The organism is Halanaerobium praevalens DSM 2228 (genome assembly GCF_000165465.1).
Lineage (GTDB): Bacteria > Bacillota > Halanaerobiia > Halanaerobiales > Halanaerobiaceae > Halanaerobium > Halanaerobium praevalens.
In genome coordinates this window covers 1,139,736-1,157,824 of the sequence record NC_017455.1, presented here as the reverse complement: position 1 = coordinate 1,157,824, position 18,089 = coordinate 1,139,736, and the positions used below count along the sequence as shown (strand labels likewise).

Genomic DNA, 18,089 nt, shown 5'->3' with positions numbered 1-18,089 from the left:
AGTGGAAGCAAGAATTAATTTGATTACAATCTGGACAAATAATTTAATCCCAATGAAAGAATTTTATAATAAAATTTTAGGATTTGAAATTGAAAATGATTTGGGTGAATATGTTGAATTTAAAAATGAAGGTGTTAGATTTGCTCTTTGTCTTAGAAAGGTTATGTATAATTATAGTGAAGATTATAAAAAAACAAAAAATGGTCAATCTTTTGAATTAGCTTTTCCAGCTAAAAGCCCAGAAGACGTTGATAAATCATATAATGAGATAGTTGCAAAAGGTGGGGTGCCTGTTCATGAACCTCAAAACATGCCCTGGGATCAGAGAACAGCATTGTTTGCAGATCCTGATGGGAATATACATGAAATTTTTTCAGATCTTAAATAATTTTAATAAATTTAAAATATCATTTGACATTGACCTAACTAAGGAGTAAGATATCAATTAGGTTGATAAGTTAGTCTATTAAGTTGAAGAATAAGGCTTTTTATAAAGATTTTAAACTAATAAAAAAAGACTTTTTAGTAGATATTATTAATTATAAGACTATAAGCTAAACCCTAAATTAATTATCTCTAAAAATATAATTTTCAAACTATAATTAAATTATATAAAATCTCTAAAAAAGGTTGAAATTCAATTAAAATTACTTTATAATAGACATTATCAGTAATAATTCTTGTTACTAATAAGAAGTTATAAATTAACTATAATTTTATAAGGAGGAATTATAATGTTTAATCAAGATTATTATGCTACAAAAGGTTCAAAAGGTGATTTTTTTCATAACGCTAAAGGTGCAAATGGTGTTTTTCATTACGCTCAAGCCAGTAATGCTCAAGCTTTTAGAGAAAATTATTTTAAAACAACAGGTAATGACCATTATGCAAACTATTATAAGAATTTAACTGTTGTTAATAAAAATAATTCTGATAATAAAGAAAATCTTTTGCATCGCTTAGAAATGTCATTTAATTTTTTATTCTAGTCCTAATATTTAATACTTTTTAAAAAACTTAAAAGGCCTATTCCATTTTAATTATGGAATAGGCCTTTTTTTATATTATTAATAGTAAAATTTTTTTATTTAAAATTCATTAAAGCTGAACTTAAAATTGCTTTTTCAACAACTTTAGCAGCTAAAACTCCAATTTGATTAATATCAGCTTTGACTTCATTAGCAGCCAAAGTAAAAATGCTATCTCCATCTAAAAGAGTATGTACAGGATAAATACAGCGACTTAAACCACTATGTGCCATCATAGACACTCTATTAGCTTTAGCTTTATTTAAAATAGCATTTGTAGCTAAAACAATTAAAGTAGTATTTTGTCTAGAAAAATTTAAATCTATATCTGAATTATTAATAATAGTTTTTTCTGTATCAATAAATTGGCCAGCTTTATTTTTAGCTCCAGCAATTATTTGACCAGAATCTGGATCTTTAAGATCTCCAAAGGGATTAACAACTGCTAAAGCAGCAACTATTAAATCATTAGTTTTTTGGGCTGCATGACCTAAAACTGTTTTTGTAGCATTTTGCATTCCCATAATTTTTCCACAAGTAGCTCCAGCTGCAACCCCAATACTTTTATTTTTTTGTTTTTGCCTAGAAGCATTAAGGCAAGCTTGGTATGCCATTTTGGCATCAGGATATTTGTTACTTTTATATTCTAAATCATAAATAACTGCTGCTGGAACAATGGGAACAACTCCTCCACTTGTATTAAAACCAATATTTTGTTCACTCAAATATTTCATTACTCCACCAGTGGCATCAAGTCCATAAGCACTTCCTCCACTTAAAAAAACAGCATGAGCTTTATCTACTGCTGCTCTACTATCAGTTAAAGCTATTTCTCTACTACCGGGAGCTCCACCTCTAATATCAGCTCCAATAGTAAACCCAGTTTCTGTTAGCACAGCTGTACAACCAGTAGCATTTTTTTGATTTTCAGCATGACCTATTTTTAAACCTCTAATAGCTGTCAAATCATTATTCATTTTTTGCCTCCCCAAATTAAAGTCATTAAATTATTAATCTACTATAATAATTTTATCTTATTTTCACTAAAATTTCTAGTTAGCTATTAAAAACAAGCTTTAATTATTTTGCTAAATAAATTAATGTTAAACCATAATATTCAAATTTTTAATAAAATTATCTCAAATTTTCGACATCTATAGTTTAACTATGCTATAATTAAATATATATATGATAAATTTATTTAAATTAAAATTCATTTTAAAGAAGGAGAGATAAAAGATGAAAACTAAAGTGATAATTATTAGCTGTTTAATTCTTTTAATTTCAACTCCAATTTATGCTAATCAAATTCCTGAATTCACTATTATGACAGAAGAATGGAGACCTTATAATTTTAGTGAAGATTCTCAAATAAAGGGGATTTCGACTGATATATTAGTTTTAATTTTAGACAAAATAGGCTCTAAGCAAAATAGATCAGATATTGAAATCTATCCTTGGGCCAGAGCCTATAACCAAGCCCAAACTAAAGCAAATACAATTCTTTATACTACAGCTCGGACTAAAGCAAGAGAAGATCTATTTAAATGGGTTGGTCCAATTTTTAAAATTGAATTTAATCTTTGGGCAGCTAAAAAAAGAAATATAGAAATTAATTCTGTTGCTGATTTAAATCAATATCAAATTGGAACTTTACGCTATGATGTCTTAGAAAGTATTTTATTAACAAATACAAATTTAGAAAAAAACAACTTAGATAGAGTTAGTTCAAACATTTTAAACACTAAAAAACTTTATAAGAATAGGATAGATCTAGTTGCAACTTCTAATAAAACCATGGTTCAAACTAGTCATGATTTAGAACTAAATACTGATTGGTTTGAAAATGTTTATTCTTTTGGCGAAAAATCAATGAATTTTGCTTTTCATAAAAATACTCCTGATTATATCATTGAATCTTTTCAAGCAGCTTTTGATGAGCTTAAAGCAAATGGGCAAATTGCTGAAATATTTAACAAATATCAAAACTAATTAGCTAAAACTATAATCCAGATAACTGACTAAAAATGGGGCTTAAAAGGGGTTAAATTTAAAATGAGAGAAGCTGAATTACCTTTTTTTAATAAACTTAGTTTTAAATTCAGTATGTATTTAGTAGCAATAATCCTGATTTTAATGACTTTATTTACAATATATTTAGTTAATGATTTTGCAGCAGATGAAGCTGATATTTACCAAGAAAATTTTAAAAGAAACTTAGAATTACTTGCTAATACAAGCAGTAATTATTTGTGGGATTTTGAGTTTAAAGATCTTAAAGAAAATGCAGAATATTTTTTTCAAGAAGAAGAACTTGTTCAAATTATTATCAAAGATGGAAAAGGTGAAAAATTAGTTGAATTAAGATCACCAGCCATTAAAAAAGGTAAACTACTTAAAGCTAGCCAAAAAATTTATTATTCTAATGATAAATTTTTAGGAGAAGTTGAAATTACTTATACAGATTATTTTTATAAAATAAGGGTAGCTGTATTAAGGAATCGTTTAATAATGCTTTCCTTAATCTTAACACTAGCTTTAATAATTGTTATTACATTGGTTAGTAAAAAAGCCTTTAAACCATTAAATAATTTAATTAAAGTGATCAAAAATATCAATAAAACTAATTTTGATAACAAAATTAAAGAATATAGTAATGATGAAATTGGTCTTTTAGCTATGAATTTTAACTATATGATAGAAGAAATAAATGCTTCTTACCAACAGCTAGAAGCATATAATGAAGAAATAACAGCCTTAAATGAAGAATTAAGTTATCAGGCTTTTCATGACCCACTAACAGAAATACCAAACCGCAGACGCTTTATTAATATTTTAGAAAAAGAATTAAAATCAGATGCTAAAGGTGCACTATCCTTATTAGATATTAATGATTTTAAAGAAATAAATGATAATTATGGTCATATTTATGGTGATCGACTTTTAACAGAAGTTGCCCAAAGATTAGCTGCTTTTAGTTCAGAAAATATTGCAGTAGCCCGTTATGGTGGAGATGAGTTTTTAATTTTAATTAAAAACTTAAATATTAATCAAATAGAAAAAGAAGTTACTAAATTAAAAGCAGTATTTAATCAGCCTTTTGCCATCAAAGATGATCAAATTTTTATCAAATTTGCTTTAGGTATTGCCCTTTATCCCGAAGATGCTAAAACTACAGATCAATTAATTACTAAAGCTGATATAGCAATGTATGAAGCTAAAAAAATAAAGAAAAATAATTATCTTTACTATAACCAAAAAATGATTGATCAGCTTAAACGTCGCAAAAAAATAAAAAACAAATTACAAAATGCCCTAAAAATAATGGTTTTAGTTTAAAATATCAACCACAAATCAATTTAAAAACAGGTCAGGCAGATTTTCTAGAAGCCTTACTGAGATTAAAAGACAATAGTTTTTCTCCAGGAGAATTTATTCCAGTTGCTGAAGAAAGTGGTTTGATTATTGAAATTGGACGCTGGGTGACTAAAGCTGCTATTAAACAGTTAGCTTTAATTAAAAATCAATATCAAGCAGAGATTACAATTTCAATTAATTTTTCTGCAAAACAGATTCGAGATCACGGCTATCTTGACTTTTTAAAAAAGAATTTAAAAAATATAAAATAGCTGCTCATTATTTAGAAATTGAAATTACAGAAAGCATCTTAATTGAAGATAATAAGGCTATTACTTTTATTAACCAATTAAAAAATATAGGAGTTCAAATTGCTTTAGATGACTTTGGTACTGGTTATTCTTCTTTTAGCTACCTTAGTTATTTAAAAACAGATAAGGTTAAATTAGATAAATTTTTAGCAGATAATTTTATGGAGGCAGATAAGATAGACACTTTGATTAATTTAATTAATCTGCTCCACAGCCTAGATCTACCTATAGTTGCTGAAGGTGTTGAAACTAAAGAACAGTATTTGCAATTAAAAGCACATAATTGTGATTATATTCAGGGCTATTATTTTAGTAAACCACTAGCTAAAGATCAAATTAAAGCTATTTTAACAAAGAACTATATTTAAATTTAAAATTATCAACTAAAGAATGCTAATTAGTACAATTTCTAATGGCATTCTTTTTTTATGCACAGTTTATTCGAAAAATTATAAATATTTTTTAGTATATTTTTTTATAATATTTACTTTACCATTATTCAGATTCTTGCTATACTAATTATAATATATTTTCTGCTTTGTTTTAAGTTAAAGCAGGATTTTAACTAAAAATGAAGTTGAAGAGGTGTAATTATGAGTTTAGCAATTATTGTAGCAATGGATAAAAATCAATTAATTGGTGATAAGAATGAAATCCCTTGGGATTTGCCAGCAGATTTAGAATATTTTAAGCAAACCACAATGGGAGCTCCAGTTATTATGGGACGTAAGACTTTTGAATCAATTGGATTTCCCTTACCTGGTAGAAGAAATATTATTTTAACACGAAATAAAAAATATCAAGCTGAAGGAGCTGAAATAATCCATTCAGTTAAAAAAATATTAGATGAATTTTTAGATTCTAAAAAAGAAGCTTTTATTATTGGAGGAGCTGAAATTTACAAACTATTTTTACCATATACTAAGAAATTATACTTAACTATTATAGAAGCTGAATTTAAAGGAGATACTTATTTCCCCCCACTTAATTTTGATAATTGGTTAAAAGTAATGAAAAAAAAGGGGAAGTATAATAGTGAAAATCCTTATCATTATAATTATTATATTTATCAACGTAAAAACAAAATATCTAGGAGTGAAATTTAAATGAAGAAATACCTTAAAATGTGTCAACATATTTTAGATAATGGAGTAGATCGTGAAGATAGAACAGGTACAGGAACTAGAAGTGTTTTTGGTTATCAACTACGATTCAACTTAAAAAAAGGCTTTCCACTACTTACAACTAAAAAAATATATTGGAAAGCAATTGTACATGAACTTCTTTGGTTTTTAAAAGGAGACACTAATATTAAATATTTAAATGACAATAATGTGCATATTTGGGATGAATGGGCAGATGAACATGGAGACTTAGGTCATATTTATGGTCACCAGTGGAGAAATTGGGAAGGTAAAGATGGAACAATAGATCAAATTTCTGAGGTTATTGAACAAATCAAAACAAATCCTAACTCTAGAAGATTATTAGTAAATGCCTGGAATGTAGGAGACTTAGAAAATATGGCTTTACCACCATGTCATTTACTTTTTCAATTTTATGTTGCTGACGGCAAACTATCATGTCAATTATATCAACGTTCTTGTGATACTTTCTTAGGCGTACCTTTTAATATAGCTAGTTATAGTTTGTTAACACATATGATAGCTCAAGTTGTAGGACTTGAAGTCGGAGATTTTATCTGGTCTGGAGGAGATGTTCATATTTATCATAATCACTTTGAGCAAATAAAAAAACAATTAAAAAGAAAGCCAAGAGATTTAGCTCAAATTAAATTAAATCCAAAGATTAATAATCTATTTGATTTTAAATATGAAGATATTAAATTACTAAATTATAATCCTCATCCACTTATTAAAGGGAAAGTATCGGTCTAGTCAAATGAGAGGATATAATAAAATGATAATTATAACTACTTTATTAATCTTAATAATTTTAATTAGCAGTTTAAATGCTTTTGCTTTTTTTAACCCTCAAAGAAAAGTTGAAAAAGTTTTAAAAGAAGAATTTAAAAATAAAATTGAAATTGTTAAATATAAAAAGCAGTATTATTGGGATCGGATAAGAAGCAAGGGTTTTAGTGTTGTTTATTTACATGACAAAGAAAAAGATATAAATTATTTCATTAGTCATGATTATAAAAAAAATAAAGATATTTTAAAAAAAGATAGCTTTAAAAGTTTAGTTGAAAAAATAAATGAAGCCGAAGCAGAAGCTTTGACCTTTATTAATAAGCTGACAAATAAAGCTCAGGCATTTGAAAAAGTATCAAATAGAGATTTTTTCGTTAATTATTATCATACTTATAAAGAATATCAAATAATTCTTTTTTTAGATATGAATGAGTTTTCATTTGAAAAAACTAAAAAAATATTTAATGAATTAGAATTATATTTATCTCAAAACCAAGCCGATAAAATTATATTTATTCCTAAAAAATATAAAAAATATTTTAGTCAAGAAATCAGAAAATCTTATTTTGGCTATTTTGAAAAAAATAAAATTTTCAAAGAAAATGGAATTCAAGATTTAGAAGTATTAAATAGTGGAATGTTTGGTTCTTTTTTACCACACTTAAGCTCTTATCGGATAAGCTATATTGATCAAAAAGATATGCATGAAGATGTAGGGCGCTATCACGGCTCAAAAATACAAGAAGTTAGAGGAGAATTTTCAAAAAAACATTATTTATATTTACTAAATAAAGGTAGTAATTTAGATATTAGTTTAGGTCTTAAAACTGAAGAATTAATTAAAAGATTATATCAAAAAAAATACAATAAGAATTTAGATATTGATTTTATAGACTCTTTTTTAATTTGGGATCAAAATCGTTTTGAAGTTGAAATTTATGATAGCATAATTAACCAAAAAGAAGAGCTGAAAATTAGATTTCTAAAATATGACTTTCTTAATGATCAATTTATAGAACATCAGCAGTAAAAAACAAAAGATAATAGGAGAAAATAACAAAATGAAAATTATCGCTGTTTTATTAATCTTAGTAATTATAGTTGGAGCAATAACTTTTTTTATACTTACAATTCCAAAAAGAGAAGTAGAAAAAGTTTTAAAAGAAGAGTTTGATAATCAGATCGAGATTATAGACTACAGAAAAAAATATAACTGGTCAAATAAATTTTTACCAAAAACTGTAGGTTATAGTACAGTATATCTTCATGATAAAAAAGAAGAAATAAATTTCTTGATTGGCCATACTTATAAAGAAGACCAAGTAGGTCTTATAGATTCTCCTCTGACAATCAAAAGAAATGTTAGACACTCAAAGTTATCTGCTTTATCATTTACTAATAAATTAAAAGATAAAGCTCAAAATTTTAAAAAAATATCAAATAGAGATTTCTTTGTTAAGTTTCATTCTTCAGGAAAATATCAGATAATTATTTTTGCAAAAGAAAGACAATTTACAGTCAATAAAGATCAAGAATTTTTAGCAAAAGTAAAATTATATTTAGCTAAAAATCAAGACGTCAATATTTTAGTACTTCCCCAAAAATATAAGCAATATTTTACTGATGAAATAAAAAGAGGCTATTTCCGTAACTTTGAAGTCAATAATTTTTTAAAAGCAGAAAATATTAAAAATGATAAAATAGTTACTTCTGCCTTTTTAGGCCATCAATTAAATTTTTATCAAAAAGTTTATCAAATAGATTATGTTGATCAAAAAATAAAGATAACTGAGAAAGGATAATTTAATGTTTAAAAAAATATTTATTTTAATAATAATTTTTAGTTTAGCCTTTACTTTTAAGACAGCTGCTGAAGAGAGAGCCATTAGTTTTAAATCAGAGGAAACAGTTAATTTAGAAGCTGAAAAATTAACCTATCATTTAGGTAGTAGAACTCCAAATAAATTAAATAAAAATTTATTTATTGCTTTAGAGGGGTCTGGCAGAAGACCTTATACTAATCTTGAAATCTGGGAAAATTATTTGCCACCAAATACTGATCTATTATTAATAGAAAAGTATGCTTTTAAAGACCCAGAACTTTTTGCTCAAACAAATAATATTAACCGAAGAATTAAAGATACTAAGTTTGTTATAAATTATGTTCTAGATTCTGTTTATCACAATGATTTAAAAAATATTATTTTAGCTGGTAGATTAGAAGGAGGCAAAATTGCTCCTCAAATTGCAGCTGAAATACCAGAAATAACTCATTTGATTTCTTTATCAGCTGGTGGTTATTCACTCGAAAAAGAACTAAAAATTTTATTGGCTAAAAAAATTAAGGACCCAGTAAATGAAGGTAAATTTTTCAATAGGGTAAAGATAGATACTCAAAAAAAGCTTGCTGCTAAATTTGATATTATTAGAGAGTATCCAGTTCCAGATGCTAAGTGGTTAAATCTTACTTATAAGCATTTTGCTAGTCTTTTAGATTATGAGTCTGAACCTTATTTAAGAAACTTAGAAATTCCAGTTTTATATGTCATTGGAAAAGAAAATCAACTTACTCCACCAGAGGGAGTAGAATATTTAGCAGATAAATTTGCTGAAAAAGATAATTTTACTTTTAAAATTATGCCAGGTTTAAATTATCGATTTATTGATGAAAAGGGAGAAAATCAGCAGCTAAAATCTGTAAAAAGAGTAATTAATAATTGGTATCAAAAAAATAAGATTTAAAAAAAAGCTGCCAATTAAGGCAGCTCTTTTTTTAAACTATTTAATTCAATTCTACTTTAAAAGACCATAAAGCCAAATGAAGCGATAATTCCAACCCAAATTAAAATCACAATACAATAGCCCATAATATCTCTTGCTCCAAGTCCTGCAATTCCTAAAGCTGGTAATGCCCAAAATGGTTGAATCATATTAGTCCAGGCATCTCCCCAAGCTACTGCTAAAGCAGTTTTGGCTGCATCAACTCCAAGTTCTGCTCCAGCTGGAACCATAACAGGGGCCTGAACTGACCACTGACCTCCACCAGAAGGAACAAAAAAGTTAACTAGACCAGCACTTAAAAAAGAGAAAAATGGGAAAGTATGAACAGTTGAAATAGATACAAACCATTCAGAAATAATAGTAGCTAAACCAGAACTAACCATCATTCCCATAATTCCAGCATATAAAGGGAATTGAAGTAAAATACCGCCTGCACCTTTAACTGCTTCATTAAAAGCTAATAAATAACGATGGGGCGTTTTATGTAAGATAATTCCAGAAATAAGAAATATAAAAATTACTATATTTAAATTCAGACCGCCACCATTGATAAAATAATAAATTATGTAACTCAACCCTAAAGCTCCAAGTAACATGGAAAGGAGAGGTGAGTTTTCTATTTTATCTGCAAAAAATTGTTCTTTGTTTTCTATAATTCGACCTGAACTTTCTTCTTCTTTCCGATCTGATAAAATATCAGCATCAACTATAATTCTATTTTCTTTATCTGGTAACATAAATTTATTAATAAAGGGAATAGTTAAAATAACTACTGCACTTAAAATTAAATTTAAAGGACTAAAAATTGTTTCGGAAATTGGAATAATTCCTCCAATCATTGATTGAGAAAAGTTTCCTTCTGTAGCAACAGTTAAGGGAACAGAAGCAGATAGTCCTGCATGCCAAACTACAAAACCAGAATAAGCACTTGCAATTAATAAAGGATAGTCCAGATCATCAATCTGTCTTGCCATTTCTTTAGCTAATAAAGCACCAATTACTAAACCAAATCCCCAATTGATCCAACAAGCTACAGCTGAAATTAGAGTTGTCATAAAGATAGCTTGACCCGCACTACTAGGTATTGAAGCAATTGTTCTTAAAATTTTCTTAAAGAAATCACTATTAGCTAAAGCATGTCCAGTAACTAAAACCAAAGACATTTGCATTGCAAAAGCTAATAAACTCCAAAAACCAGTACCCCAATGTGCAACCATGTCTAAAGGAGAGTTACCAGCAATAAAAATCCCCATTAAATAAACTATAAAGGTTAAAATAATAGCGAAAATAAAGGGATCTGGTAAATATTTTTGCACCATAGACACGAAAAAATTTGAAACTTTTTTTAACATTAAAATCACCTCTTAAAAATATTTGTGAAAATTATATCTACTATACAATATTAAAGATGAATTTTAATTATCCTGCTTTTTTTAACTAGAATATTTAAATTTAAATATTCTTAAAATTATTAAACCATTGCTTTTTTAGATAATATATGATATTTTTATTTAAAATTGAGCAAGATAAAACTTGACATCAGCTCTTTTATTTATTATATTATAATTAAGTTCTCTTATTCACAATATAAAAAAGGAGTGATTAAAATGGCTAAGTTAACTGATAAAGTTGCTTTTATTACTGGTGCAGCTAGTGGTATTGGTAGAGGAATTACTAAAGTCTATGCACAGCAGGGAGCAAAATTAGTGTTAGTAGATATAGCAGATGATGTACTAGATTTAGCATCAGATTTAAAGGCTGAAGGTCATAGTAGTGTAATAGCTATCCAAGCTGATCTTCGTAATTTAGATGATTTAAAAAAGGCTGTAACTCAAGCTAAAGATAAGTTTGGAACTATTGAGATATTAGTTGCAAATGCAGGAGTTTGTAAATTAGGAAAGTTTTTAGAAATGACAGCTGAAGATAGAGATTTTCATATTGATGTTAATATTAAAGGTACTTGGAATACTATTCAGGCTGTTTTACCTGAAATGAAAAAAAATAACAAAGGTAGTATTGTAATCACTTCTTCTGTTACTGGAGACTTAGTTGCTGATCCTGGAGAAACTGCTTATGCTTTAAGCAAGTCGGCTTTAGTTGGGTTAACAAAATCATTAGCAGTCGAATTAGCGCCTTTTCAGATTCGAGTCAATGCTATTTGTCCAGGTTATGTCAGAACTCCAATGGCTGAATCAATTGCTCAACAATCAAATCCTAAAGAACCAGAAGCAGTCTTAACAGAAATGGCTAAAGCAATTCCAATGCAAAGGCTTGCTGAACCTGAAGAAATAGGAGAACTAGCTGCTTTTTTAGGTAGTGATGAATCAAGCTATATGACAGGTACTCAAAATATTATTGATGGAGGTAGTACTTTACCAGAATCAGTCAGTGTCGGCACCTAATTAACTAAGATCTTTAATTCTAAGGAGAGTGAATAAATAGTGGATGTTATTAATTTATTTGAATTAGATAAAAAAGCTAAAGTAGTTAAACTTGATTCAAAAGAGAAAATAGAAGCTGATTATTTTAAAGAAAGTAATTTAAGTCAACTTATTCAAGCTAATTCTGAGATAGCTAATATTTCAGGTCAATGGCTAATTTTAGATGATGTAATTAAAATTGATAATCAACATTTAATTTATTTTAAAGATAAAAAAGAAAATAAAACTTTTATCAAGCTTCCAAATGCTTATGTAGAAGAAAACTATTTAATTAATTATGAAGCAGAAGATACCTGCCCTTTAGGGGTTGATGTCTTAGTTAAAGAAAATGGTTATCCAATTGGAATTGTTTCTGGCTGTAAATCTATTAAACAAGCTAAAGTGCAAAATGATTTAGATGGCCATAGTTATAAAGGGCAGCTTGGTTTTAAACTTAATCAATATTATTTTTTAAACTATGATCAAAAGTTTAAAGAATTTAGAGTTATAACAATTAAAAAAGATAACGAAAAAAGAGAATCATTTGGTAGAACAAAGAAATTTTAAAAATTTGTAATTTTATAATTTAAAGAGCTGCAGAAGCAGCTCTTTAAATGGTTTTTAAATTAAATATTTAATAAAATATATACTAATCAATCTAAACAAATAAAATAATTTAAATAATAAAGGAGATAACTTATGAACTACAAAGGTAAAATTTGGAGACCTCCAAGTGAAGCAAAAAGTTTAATAATTCAGCTAACAGTTGGCTGTTCTCACAATAAATGTACATTTTGTAATATGTATAAAAATAAAAAATTTCATATTAAAAAAGAAGTAGAGATCAAAAAAGAAATTAAGGCTGCAGCAGCTAAATATAAAAATATAGAGAGAATATTTTTAGCAGATGGTGATGCTCTAATAATTAAATTTGAAAAACTATTAAATATTTTAAAAACAATTAATAATAATTTCACTAACTTAAAAAGAATAACTAGCTACTCATCACCTAAAAGCATTTTGCATAAATCTTTAAATGAGCTTAAAGAATTAAAACAGAATGGTCTTAAAATGACTTATTTAGGAATTGAAAGTGGAGCTGATCAAATATTAGAAAAAATTAATAAAGGAGCTAATAGAGAAGAAATAATAAAAGCTGGTAAAAAATTGAAAGAAGCTGGAATTATTAATTCTTCAACAATCATTCTTGGTTTAGGTGGAAAAGAAAAAACAAAATTGCATGCTCAAGCAACTGCCTCAATCATTAATCAAATAAAACCAGATTATTTAAGCGCTCTAACTTTAATGCTCCCAGAAGATGCTCCTTTATATCAAGATGTAAAAAATGGAAATTTTGAGATTTTAACTCCTTATCAAACTGTAATTGAGTTGAAAGAAATAATAAAAAGACTTGATCTAGAAGAACAATGTATTTTTAGAAGTAACCATGCTTCTAATTATTATGCTATCAAGGGAACTTTACCTGAAGATAAAAATAATATTTTAGAAAAATTAGAGTATATTATTGATAACCCTCAGAAATATCATTTAAAAGCAGAAGGGCTAAGAAGTTTATAATAATTAAATAAATACAAACTCAACCTTTAAACTTTTTAATTAAACTAGTTAGCTAGTTATTAAATAAGTGAATAGGTTGAGTTTTTTATAAGTTTAAATTTTAGTTAAAGCAAAATAAGAAATTAGATAAATTATAAGCTAAAAAGCAGAGGCTCTAGAAGCAAAAAGTTTTCTTATGACTGGGGATTTGATCAGCTTTTTAATTTATGGGCCTTGAATGAAAAGGAGCTTAAAACAAAAATTTAGTCTAAATTAGGTAAAAAATTATTTTTTAGATAATAACTTCGTAAAATTATGATTTTGCGAAGTTATTTAAAATAATCAAAAGCTTAGCTTAAAACTATTACTTAATTAGTTAACAAATTTAGTTTTAGTTTTTATCCCAATTCTTAAGTTTACTCAAGATTTTGGGATATTAAAAAATTTAAAAGTGATAGTAATCAATATCAAAAAATTACTATCACTTTATAAAATCTTTATTTAAATTTCTAAACCTTTAATATTATCTTTTAAGTGTTTGGCTGATGCTCTAAAGTCTGCTTTTTCTTTTTTAGAAATTGGCAACTCTAAAACTTTAGCAATTCCATTTGAATTAATTAAAGTCGGTAAACTTAAACTCATGTCTTCAATTCCATAATAACCTTCCATTAAAGATGAAACTGTTAAAACTGCATTTTCATCTCTTAAGATTGCTCTTGCAATTCTTGCCACTGCTAAAGATATAGCATAAAATGTAGCTCCTTTTTTTCTAATAATCTCATAACCAGCATTTTTAACCTTAGAGCTTATTTGTTCTAATTCTTCTTCTTTACAAACTTTATCACAAATAGGACAATAATTTTTAATTTGAGTACCAGCGATATTAGTCAAGCTCCAGACTGGAACTTCACTATCTCCATGTTCTCCAATTATATAACCATGAACATTACTAGCGGCTACTCCACAGTTTTTGCTTAATAATGATCTAAATCTTGAACTATCAAGAACTGTTCCAGAACCAAGAACTCTATTAACTGGAAAGCCTGATAATTTATAAGTTAAATAAGTTAAGATATCAACTGGATTTGTAACAACTAATAAAATTCCATCTTGATTATATTTTGTTATTGAAGAAATTATATTTTTAAATATACCAGTATTCTTTTTAATCAAATCAAGTCTAGTTTCTCCAGGTTTTTGTGCTGCTCCAGCAGTTATAATAATTAATTTAGCATCATCAAGATCTTTATAATCTCCTGCATAAATATCAACAGGATTAACAAAAGAAGCACCATGTCTTAAATCCATAGCTTCTCCTTCAGCTTTTTCTTTATTAACATCAATTAAAACTATTTCAGAACCAATACCCTGAACCATTAAAGCATAAGCAGTTGTTGCTCCTACTCCACCAGCACCAATTACTGCGATTTTATTTGGATTTAATTTATTCATTTTATTAATTCACCTCATTTTTTGCTTATTATAGCTTAATTATAGCATCTTAGCAAATAATAAAAGTAAAATATTTTACAAACTAGATTTAGATTATGTTAATGAGCAATTTAAATTATTATTTCATTATTCTTTTTATATTCTTGATAGCGCCTGTGAACCGTTGATTTAGAAACATTATATCCTAAACCGCGTAAAGTTGCAGCTATATCTTTAAAAGTTAAATCTAATTTTTTTAATCTAATAATTTCTTTAATTGGTATTTCCTTTCTGTTTCTACCACCTTGATCAATATTTTTAAGATTATTAGCTGGATTAAATTCACCTGCAGCTATTTTGTTTTTCATAGCTCTACTAATATTTTGATTTCTAAGTTCTTGTTGATAGCTTTCAACTACACCTAAAATTTCTAAAATCATTTTTTCTAAATCATTTAAAGCTATAGCACCTTTATCTGCTAAAGTATGTATTTCTGCTCCCATTTTTTCCACTTGATGAATCAAAGCCATTTTGGCATTACCTCTTCCTAAACGACTACTATCTTGAATTAATAAAACTTCAACTTTTTTCTTTTTAATCAAATTTAGACTCTTAATAATCCCTGGTCTACTCTGGTTAAAACCACTTTCTTTTTCTTCTATAATTTTTATCACTTTTAATTTATTTTCTAGAGCATAGCTTAAAAGCTCTTCTTTTTGTCTTTTCAAACTAGTATCTTGACTTTCTTTTTGAGTACTAACCCGTGTATAAATAATAGCCTTTTGCATAATAATCATCCTCTTTCTTTTATTATAGCAAAAATTCAGTTGATTAAAAACTAAAATTAACTAATTTATATAAAATTATTATTTAAAAGATAATAATGAACAAAATGTCCTTCGGATAATCTGTAATACAGTCAGGTTAAATTTTGTTGATGCTGGAAATTATAGAGCTATAAATATTATCCACAACAGACCATTAGGTATAATTTCCTAGACATTAAAAAAAGCTTATAAAACAGTAATTTACTGTCTTATAAGCCTTTGTTTTCAATTAAGTGGGACTAATAACTTTTTACCTGGGATTATTAAAGAAGAATTTATATTATTAATTTCTTTAATATTATAAACTATTTTTCTTAAGTCTACCTTATTTGAATCATAATAATGATTGGCTATAGACCAAAGTGATTCTCCAACTTTTATTTCATGTTTAATAAAATTATCAGAAGTTTTACCTTTTCCTAGCAGTGAAAATAGTAAGATAAATAAGATACTCAAACAAATTATAACAGTTAAAATAGTTAAAAATTTAATTAAAATAGTTTGATCTTTATTTTTAGTTCTTTTATTTTGACTATAGTTTAAACTGTAAACATTTAAATTATTCATAAATAAAAACCCCCTATAAAATAAACACCTGTACTAAACTTATGTTTGTTATTTACATTATAGCAATACGTATGTTCAATGTCAAGTCTATTTGAACGATTGTTTGTCTATCTTCACTTTTTATGTTATAATAAAAGAAAAAATGAATGGAGGCATAATTGATATGGATGATCTATCCAAAAGACAAAAAAGTATATTACAATTTATTATAGATCAAATTAAAAGTAAAGGCTATCCCCCTTCTGTCAGAGAAATTGGGAAAGCTGTAGGTCTTAAATCTCCTGCATCTGTACATAGCCATTTAAAAACTTTAGAAAAATTAAATTATTTAAGACGTGACCCTTCAAAACCACGAGCAATTGAAGTAATTTATAATAGTGAACCTGAAGCAAAAAATGAAAAAGAAATGATTAATATTCCTGTAGTTGGAAAAGTTACAGCTGGTTCACCAATATTAGCTGAAGAAAATATAGAAGATTATTTTCCACTGCCTTTAAGCTATTTAAAGGTTGGAAATAATGATTTATTTATGTTAAAGGTAAGCGGCAATAGTATGGTGGAAGCTGGTATTCACGATGGAGATTATGTTATCGCTGAAAAACAAAATTATGCGAAAAATAAAGATATTGTAATAGCTTTATTAGAGGAAGAAGCAACAGTTAAACGCTTTTTTAAAGAAGAAGATCATATTAGATTACAGCCAGAAAATCCTGCTTATGAACCAATAATTGCTAAGAATATAAAGATTTTAGGTAAAGTAACAGGTCTTTTTAGAAAATTTAATTAAAAAATAAAAAAGCTAAGCAAGTTAATGCTTAGCTAATAAATTTATATATCATTTTGTTTAAATATAAAAAATTAATTACAAATTTCCGCTGCTGGATAGTTCTTTTATCCGTTCAGCGGCTTTTTTTATAGCTAAATTTATTCTAAAAAATTTTGGTATTCATCATCAGCTAATTCTTTAACTAAATTTCTAGCACGAGCAGCTTCAAAAATTGTTTTAACATAATTTCCCTGTTCATAATAAACATAACCTTTAATTAAGTGAGAATACTCATTTCCCTGCTTTGAAAGAGCTTGATTTGCATATTTAATAGCTTGTTCATATTCTTTAATTTCAACTAAAGCTGCGGCAATATGGTTTAAAGTCCAAATGTTATCTGGATCAATTTGAGCAATATATTTAAACATAGAAATTGCATTTTTATAATCTTTATTAATTATTTTTTTAAAGGCAGCATAATTTAAAAGTAATAAATTATTCATATTTTTATAATCTTGCCAGTCTGCTAAATATGGAGAAACAGCAGTGTTAAAGTCTTTCCTACTAACACTGCTGCCAAAAACATCTATAATATTATAGCATTTTGTTATTTCACCAGTGTTTGCATAAGCAACTGCTAAAGTGTAATTTAAAACTATATCACTTTTATTAGTTTCTAATTGGATTTTTGTATTCTTAATCAATTGTTCCCAATTATAATTAGATTCAGCAGCGGAATTTAAACTGAAAACAAATATGATTAATATTATAGTAAACAAAATCATTATATTCTTTTTCAAAAATAAATCAACTTCCTTTTTAATTAATTGTTATTCAACTTACTAAATTCAATTTTTATTTATCTTCTAAATCAAGAAGACCACTCATTTTTTCAACTGGAGCAATTGTGGAAATAGCATGTTTATAAATCATCTGATCACGTTCATCACTTCTCAAAATAACAGTAAAATTATCATAAGCAGTTATTTTACCCTTTAATTGGTAGCCGTTAACAAAATAGACAATTACCTCAATTTGTTTTTCATGAACATGTTTTAAAATATGATCTTGATAATTAATATTTTTATCCATCTTTGCAGCCCCCTCTAT

The 18,089-nt window shown here is 26.8% G+C and carries 20 protein-coding genes and 1 pseudogene; 14 read left to right on the top strand and 7 right to left on the bottom strand.

Annotation, left to right across the window (positions count from 1 at the left end):
* The first annotated feature begins 1 nt into the window (after position 1).
* A complete protein-coding gene (locus HPRAE_RS05430) occupies positions 2 to 388 on the top strand; it encodes a VOC family protein (RefSeq protein WP_014553232.1) in 387 nt (128 codons plus the stop codon).
* A gap of 346 nt (positions 389 to 734) precedes the next feature.
* Complete coding sequence (locus HPRAE_RS05425; protein WP_014553231.1) at positions 735 to 989, top strand: hypothetical protein; 255 nt, start codon at positions 735 to 737, stop codon at positions 987 to 989.
* Positions 990 to 1,084: 95 nt separating this feature from the next.
* Here HPRAE_RS05425 and HPRAE_RS05420 read toward each other — a convergent pair whose 3' ends face one another.
* Positions 1,085 to 2,005: a P1 family peptidase gene (locus HPRAE_RS05420; protein ID WP_014553230.1), complete on the bottom strand. Its 921-nt coding sequence runs from the start codon at positions 2,003 to 2,005 to the stop codon at positions 1,085 to 1,087.
* A 262-nt stretch (positions 2,006 to 2,267) separates the two neighbouring features.
* Here HPRAE_RS05420 and HPRAE_RS05415 point away from each other — a divergent pair, with 262 nt between their 5' ends.
* The 8 genes and pseudogenes from HPRAE_RS05415 (at position 2,268) to HPRAE_RS05385 (ending at position 9,372) form a co-directional block, all read left to right on the top strand.
* Positions 2,268 to 3,020: a substrate-binding periplasmic protein gene (locus tag HPRAE_RS05415; protein ID WP_014553229.1), complete on the top strand. Its 753-nt coding sequence runs from the start codon at positions 2,268 to 2,270 to the stop codon at positions 3,018 to 3,020.
* Between the two features lie 63 nt (positions 3,021 to 3,083).
* Entirely contained in the window at positions 3,084 to 4,367 is a 1,284-nt protein-coding gene (locus HPRAE_RS10900) for a sensor domain-containing diguanylate cyclase (RefSeq protein ID WP_050755995.1), read from the top strand.
* Positions 4,331 to 5,064: pseudogene (locus HPRAE_RS11355) on the top strand (EAL domain-containing protein). Before HPRAE_RS10900 ends, HPRAE_RS11355 begins: the two are co-directional and overlap by 37 nt.
* Positions 5,065 to 5,289: 225 nt before the next feature.
* Positions 5,290 to 5,802, top strand: a complete 513-nt coding sequence (locus HPRAE_RS05405; protein ID WP_014553228.1) for a dihydrofolate reductase — start codon at positions 5,290 to 5,292, stop codon at positions 5,800 to 5,802.
* Positions 5,803 to 6,594: a thymidylate synthase gene (locus HPRAE_RS05400; protein ID WP_014553227.1), complete on the top strand. Its 792-nt coding sequence runs from the start codon at positions 5,803 to 5,805 to the stop codon at positions 6,592 to 6,594.
* Positions 6,595 to 6,616: 22 nt separating this feature from the next.
* On the top strand, positions 6,617 to 7,660 hold the full coding sequence (locus HPRAE_RS05395) for a hypothetical protein (protein ID WP_014553226.1): 1,044 nt from the start codon (positions 6,617 to 6,619) through the stop codon (positions 7,658 to 7,660).
* 31 nt (positions 7,661 to 7,691) lie between these two features.
* Positions 7,692 to 8,432: a hypothetical protein gene (locus HPRAE_RS05390; RefSeq protein ID WP_014553225.1), complete on the top strand. Its 741-nt coding sequence runs from the start codon at positions 7,692 to 7,694 to the stop codon at positions 8,430 to 8,432.
* Positions 8,433 to 8,436: 4 nt separating this feature from the next.
* Positions 8,437 to 9,372: an alpha/beta hydrolase gene (locus tag HPRAE_RS05385; protein WP_014553224.1), complete on the top strand. Its 936-nt coding sequence runs from the start codon at positions 8,437 to 8,439 to the stop codon at positions 9,370 to 9,372.
* A gap of 56 nt (positions 9,373 to 9,428) precedes the next feature.
* Here the strand turns inward: HPRAE_RS05385 and HPRAE_RS05380 are convergent, their stop codons facing one another.
* Positions 9,429 to 10,763, bottom strand: a complete 1,335-nt coding sequence (locus tag HPRAE_RS05380) for a short-chain fatty acid transporter (protein ID WP_014553223.1) — start codon at positions 10,761 to 10,763, stop codon at positions 9,429 to 9,431.
* Positions 10,764 to 11,018: 255 nt separating this feature from the next.
* On the opposite strand from HPRAE_RS05380, the gene ucpA reads away from it, so the two are divergent.
* From ucpA to HPRAE_RS05365, 3 genes are all read left to right on the top strand, one after another.
* Entirely contained in the window at positions 11,019 to 11,813 is a 795-nt protein-coding gene (gene ucpA / locus HPRAE_RS05375; protein WP_014553222.1) for an SDR family oxidoreductase UcpA, read from the top strand.
* Between the two features lie 39 nt (positions 11,814 to 11,852).
* Entirely contained in the window at positions 11,853 to 12,398 is a 546-nt protein-coding gene (locus tag HPRAE_RS05370; RefSeq protein ID WP_014553221.1) for a hypothetical protein, read from the top strand.
* A gap of 132 nt (positions 12,399 to 12,530) precedes the next feature.
* Positions 12,531 to 13,409, top strand: coding sequence for a radical SAM protein (locus HPRAE_RS05365; protein ID WP_014553220.1), 879 nt, complete (start codon positions 12,531 to 12,533; stop codon positions 13,407 to 13,409).
* Between the two features lie 480 nt (positions 13,410 to 13,889).
* On the opposite strand, the gene HPRAE_RS05360 is transcribed toward HPRAE_RS05365, so the two are convergent.
* The 3 genes from HPRAE_RS05360 to yneA form a co-directional block, all read right to left on the bottom strand.
* Positions 13,890 to 14,840, bottom strand: a complete 951-nt coding sequence (locus HPRAE_RS05360) for an L-lactate dehydrogenase (RefSeq protein ID WP_014553219.1) — start codon at positions 14,838 to 14,840, stop codon at positions 13,890 to 13,892.
* Between the two features lie 110 nt (positions 14,841 to 14,950).
* The gene (locus HPRAE_RS05355) at positions 14,951 to 15,607 is read right to left on the bottom strand and encodes a YneB family resolvase-like protein (RefSeq protein WP_014553218.1); all 657 of its coding nucleotides are present in this window, start codon (positions 15,605 to 15,607) and stop codon (positions 14,951 to 14,953) included.
* Positions 15,608 to 15,871: 264 nt separating this feature from the next.
* Positions 15,872 to 16,213 (bottom strand): cell division suppressor protein YneA, encoded by a 342-nt coding sequence (gene yneA, locus HPRAE_RS05350; RefSeq protein WP_014553217.1) that lies wholly within the window; start codon positions 16,211 to 16,213, stop codon positions 15,872 to 15,874.
* 163 nt (positions 16,214 to 16,376) lie between these two features.
* On the opposite strand from yneA, the gene lexA reads away from it, so the two are divergent.
* Positions 16,377 to 17,000: a transcriptional repressor LexA gene (gene lexA, locus HPRAE_RS05345; protein WP_014553216.1), complete on the top strand. Its 624-nt coding sequence runs from the start codon at positions 16,377 to 16,379 to the stop codon at positions 16,998 to 17,000.
* Positions 17,001 to 17,137: 137 nt separating this feature from the next.
* On the opposite strand, the gene HPRAE_RS05340 is transcribed toward lexA, so the two are convergent.
* Both HPRAE_RS05340 and hfq read right to left on the bottom strand, forming a co-directional pair.
* The gene (locus HPRAE_RS05340; protein ID WP_014553215.1) at positions 17,138 to 17,779 is read right to left on the bottom strand and encodes a tetratricopeptide repeat protein; all 642 of its coding nucleotides are present in this window, start codon (positions 17,777 to 17,779) and stop codon (positions 17,138 to 17,140) included.
* 55 nt (positions 17,780 to 17,834) lie between these two features.
* A complete protein-coding gene (hfq, locus tag HPRAE_RS05335; RefSeq protein ID WP_014553214.1) occupies positions 17,835 to 18,071 on the bottom strand; it encodes an RNA chaperone Hfq in 237 nt (78 codons plus the stop codon).
* Between the last annotated feature and the right edge of the window lie 18 nt (positions 18,072 to 18,089).

What these genes read in the sequence shown, in the direction of transcription:
- HPRAE_RS05425 (WP_014553231.1), top strand. Translation starts at nt 735, where the DNA reads ATGTTTAATCAAGATTATTATGCTACAAAAGGTTCAAAAGGTGATTTT.
- HPRAE_RS05420 (WP_014553230.1), bottom strand. Translation starts at nt 2,005, where the DNA reads ATGAATAATGATTTGACAGCTATTAGAGGTTTAAAAATAGGTCATGCT.
- HPRAE_RS05415 (WP_014553229.1), top strand. Translation starts at nt 2,268, where the DNA reads ATGAAAACTAAAGTGATAATTATTAGCTGTTTAATTCTTTTAATTTCA.
- HPRAE_RS10900 (WP_050755995.1), top strand. Translation starts at nt 3,084, where the DNA reads ATGAGAGAAGCTGAATTACCTTTTTTTAATAAACTTAGTTTTAAATTC.
- HPRAE_RS05405 (WP_014553228.1), top strand. Translation starts at nt 5,290, where the DNA reads ATGAGTTTAGCAATTATTGTAGCAATGGATAAAAATCAATTAATTGGT.
- HPRAE_RS05400 (WP_014553227.1), top strand. Translation starts at nt 5,803, where the DNA reads ATGAAGAAATACCTTAAAATGTGTCAACATATTTTAGATAATGGAGTA.
- HPRAE_RS05395 (WP_014553226.1), top strand. Translation starts at nt 6,617, where the DNA reads ATGATAATTATAACTACTTTATTAATCTTAATAATTTTAATTAGCAGT.
- HPRAE_RS05390 (WP_014553225.1), top strand. Translation starts at nt 7,692, where the DNA reads ATGAAAATTATCGCTGTTTTATTAATCTTAGTAATTATAGTTGGAGCA.
- HPRAE_RS05385 (WP_014553224.1), top strand. Translation starts at nt 8,437, where the DNA reads ATGTTTAAAAAAATATTTATTTTAATAATAATTTTTAGTTTAGCCTTT.
- HPRAE_RS05380 (WP_014553223.1), bottom strand. Translation starts at nt 10,763, where the DNA reads ATGTTAAAAAAAGTTTCAAATTTTTTCGTGTCTATGGTGCAAAAATAT.
- ucpA (WP_014553222.1), top strand. Translation starts at nt 11,019, where the DNA reads ATGGCTAAGTTAACTGATAAAGTTGCTTTTATTACTGGTGCAGCTAGT.
- HPRAE_RS05365 (WP_014553220.1), top strand. Translation starts at nt 12,531, where the DNA reads ATGAACTACAAAGGTAAAATTTGGAGACCTCCAAGTGAAGCAAAAAGT.
- HPRAE_RS05360 (WP_014553219.1), bottom strand. Translation starts at nt 14,840, where the DNA reads ATGAATAAATTAAATCCAAATAAAATCGCAGTAATTGGTGCTGGTGGA.
- HPRAE_RS05355 (WP_014553218.1), bottom strand. Translation starts at nt 15,607, where the DNA reads ATGCAAAAGGCTATTATTTATACACGGGTTAGTACTCAAAAAGAAAGT.
- yneA (WP_014553217.1), bottom strand. Translation starts at nt 16,213, where the DNA reads ATGAATAATTTAAATGTTTACAGTTTAAACTATAGTCAAAATAAAAGA.
- lexA (WP_014553216.1), top strand. Translation starts at nt 16,377, where the DNA reads ATGGATGATCTATCCAAAAGACAAAAAAGTATATTACAATTTATTATA.
- hfq (WP_014553214.1), bottom strand. Translation starts at nt 18,071, where the DNA reads ATGGATAAAAATATTAATTATCAAGATCATATTTTAAAACATGTTCAT.